3 protein-coding genes are annotated in these 3,081 nt (G+C 72.1%); 2 read left to right on the top strand and 1 reads right to left on the bottom strand.

All coding sequences use genetic code 11. The features are described from left to right. A partial coding sequence (locus tag B9S61_RS12055; protein WP_103542248.1) for an alpha-ketoglutarate-dependent dioxygenase AlkB occupies positions 1-635 on the bottom strand: 635 nt, incomplete at its 3' end. Between the two features lie 155 nt (positions 636-790). On the opposite strand from B9S61_RS12055, the gene B9S61_RS12050 reads away from it, so the two are divergent. Together B9S61_RS12050 and B9S61_RS12045 are read left to right on the top strand one after the other, a co-directional pair. Beyond that, positions 791-1,399, top strand: a complete 609-nt coding sequence (locus B9S61_RS12050; RefSeq protein ID WP_103542247.1) for a TetR/AcrR family transcriptional regulator — start codon at positions 791-793, stop codon at positions 1,397-1,399. A 17-nt stretch (positions 1,400-1,416) separates the two neighbouring features. Beyond that, positions 1,417-3,081 (top strand): FAD-binding dehydrogenase (locus tag B9S61_RS12045; protein WP_103542246.1); only part of this gene is annotated, 1,665 nt, incomplete at its 3' end.

The following is a 3,081-nucleotide window of genomic DNA, read 5'->3' as shown; positions in this document are numbered from 1 at the left end:
TTCACACCGCGCGGGCGGAACTGGACGCTGATGCGCGGTCCGGCGGCCCGGGCGCTCTTGGGCACGCAGTGTTCCCAGGTGCGCTGGCACGACCCGCCCATCACGATGAGGTCCCCGTGCCCGAGCGGACGGCGCACCGTGTCGCCGCCGCACACGGGGCGCAGCAGCAGATCGCGCGGCGCGCCGACGGAGAGGATGGCGACCATGGTGTCCTCGCGGGCGCCCCGGCCGATCCGGTCGCCGTGCCAGGCGACGCTGTCCCGGCCGTCCCGGTAGTAGCACAGTCCGGCCGTGGCGAACGGCTCGCCCAGTTCGCCGGCGTAGTGCGCGCCGAGTGCCTCGCGCGCCTCGGTCAGCACGGGGTGCGGCAGCGGATCGCCCGCGCGGTAGTACGACAGCAGCCGGGGTACGGCCACGACCTGGTCGTACATCTGCCGCCGCTCCGCCCGCCACGGGACCTCGGCGGCCAGCCGCGCGAACAGCGCGTCGGACCCGCCGAGCCATCCCGGCAGGACGTCGATCCAGGCGCCCCGGCCCAGCTCGGTGCGGCGCGTCCCGTCGAGCGGGCCCAGCCGCAGCTCGTCGGCCTGGTCGAACAGGGATGCCTGGAGTGCCGGGGGGTGGTGCGTGGTCATGACTCCAGCGTACTCCTGATTCAAAAGTATGTTCTATGCGTTGCCCGGTCGGCCGGAGCACTCCGCTGTGGACGGATGTGGCGGATTCCGTCCCGGGCCTGTTCGATACATCGGTGTATCGGATACGTTCCTGTATCGGACGGAGAGGGGCGGTCATGGCGGTGGACGGTACGGCGGGGCGCGTCACCAGGCGCAGGCTGCGCACGCGCGCCAACCTCCTGGAAGCCGCCTTCACCGTGTTCGCCGGCAAGGGCTTCGGACACGTCTCGATCGAGGAGGTCTGCGAGGCCGCCGGCTACACCCGGGGCGCCTTCTACTCCAACTTCACGGGACTGGACGAGCTGTTCTTCGCCCTGTACACGGAGCGCGCCGAGCTGATCGCGGAACAGGTCTCCGGTGCCTTCGCCCTGGACGGCCCCGACCTCGACGTGACCGCAGCCGTGGACCGCGTCACCGACGTCCTGCTGCTCGACCACGACTGGCTGCTGGTCAAGACCGACTTCCTGGTGCACGCCGCCCGCGACCCGGAGGTGGCCCGCGGCCTGCTGGAGCACCGGGCACGTCTGCGGCGGACCATCGCGGACCGGCTGGCCCGGTCCCACGACCACACCGCGCTGCCCGCCGTGCTCGGCGGGGCCGAGGGCGCCGCACACGCGGTGGTCGCCGCCTACGACGGTGTCACCGTCCAACTGCTGCTGGACCGGGACGTCGCGCGCGCCCGGGCCTGGCTGAAACAACTGCTGACCGCGTTGCTCACCGGATGAAGGAAGGGACGGTCGCCATGGATGCCGACGTCATCGTTGTCGGAGCCGGACTCGCGGGCCTCGTCGCGGCCCACGAGCTGACCAGCCAGGGCCGCAGGGTCGCCCTGGTCGACCAGGAGAACGCCGCCAACCTCGGCGGCCAGGCCTTCTGGTCCTTCGGCGGGCTGTTCCTCGTGGGCTCACCCGAGCAGCGGCGCCTGGGCATCAAGGACTCCCTGGAGCTGGCCTGGAGCGACTGGCGCGGCAGCGCGGGCTTCGACCGCCTCGAGGACGAGGACGGCTGGGCGGTGCGCTGGGCGCGCTCCTACGTCGAGTGGGCGGCGGGGGAGAAACGGTCCTGGCTGAACGGTCACGGCATCACCTTCCTGCCCACCGTCGGCTGGGCCGAGCGCGGCGATCTCCGCGCGGACGGCCACGGCAACACCGTGCCCCGCTTCCACATCGCCTGGGGCACCGGGACCGGCGTGGTCGAACCGTTCGTCCGGTACGCCCGGCAGGCCTCGCGCGACGGGCTGCTCACCTTCCACCACCGTCACCGGGTCGACGAACTCGTCCTCCAGGACGGCGCCGCGCGGGGGGTGCGCGGCACCGTGCTGGCCCAGGACGACTCACCGCGCGGGGTCGCCTCCAGCCGCGAGACGATCGGTGAGTTCGAACTCACGGCCCAGGCCGTCATCGTCACCAGCGGCGGCATCGGCGCCGACCACGACATCGTCCGCCGGTACTGGCCCGAGCGGCTGGGCACCCCGCCCCGCGAGATGGTCACCGGCGTCCCGGCCTACGTCGACGGGCGGATGCTGGACATCAGCGTCCGCGCGGGGGTGCGGCTGGTCAACCGGGACCGTATGTGGCACTACACCGAGGGACTGCAGAACTGGGACCCGATCTGGCCCGGCCACGGCATCCGGATCCTGCCCGGACCGTCCTCGATGTGGTTCGACGCCCTCGGCCGCCGGCTGCCCGAGCCCTGCCTGCCCGGCTACGACACCCTCGGCACGCTCAGACACCTGCGCACCACCGAGGACATCGCCGGTCACGACCACTCCTGGTTCATCCTCACCCAGAAGATCATCGAGAAGGAGTTCGCCCTCTCGGGCTCCGAGCAGAACCCCGACATCACCGCCAAGGACCGGACCGGATTCCTGCGCACCCGGGTCCTGGGCAAGGGCGCCCCCGGACCGGTCGACGCCTTCCTGCGCAAGGGCGCGGACTTCGTCACGGCCCCGACCGTCGAACAGCTCGTCGAGAAGATGAACGCCCTCACCGACAAGCCCCTGCTCGACGCGGCACTCCTGCGGCGCCAGATCGAGGCCCGCGACCTGCAACTGGCCAACACCTACAGCAAGGACGCCCAGGTGCAGGGCATCCGCAACGCCCGCCGCTACCTCGGCGACCGCCTCGGCCGCGTCGCCACCCCGCACCGCATCCTGGACCCGGCGGCCGGCCCGCTGATCGGCGTCAAACTGCACATCCTCACCCGCAAGACCCTCGGCGGCATCCAGACCGACCTGGACTCCCGCGCGCTCGGCGCCGGCGGCCGGCCGGTCGAAGGGCTCTACGCGGCCGGCGAGGTGGCCGGCTTCGGCGGCGGCGGCGTCCACGGCTACAACGCCCTGGAGGGGACCTTCCTCGGTGGCAGCACGGCAAAGGCCCTGTCCACCAGCGTGTTTACTCGCCCGCTC

This window comes from Streptomyces sp. SM1 (assembly GCF_002910825.1).
Taxonomy (GTDB): domain Bacteria; phylum Actinomycetota; class Actinomycetes; order Streptomycetales; family Streptomycetaceae; genus Streptomyces; species Streptomyces okerensis.
The sequence above is the reverse complement of the archived record's forward strand: the minus strand, read 5'-3'. Positions and strand labels throughout refer to the sequence as shown.

What these genes read in the sequence shown, in the direction of transcription:
- B9S61_RS12050 (WP_103542247.1), top strand. Translation starts at nt 791, where the DNA reads ATGGCGGTGGACGGTACGGCGGGGCGCGTCACCAGGCGCAGGCTGCGC.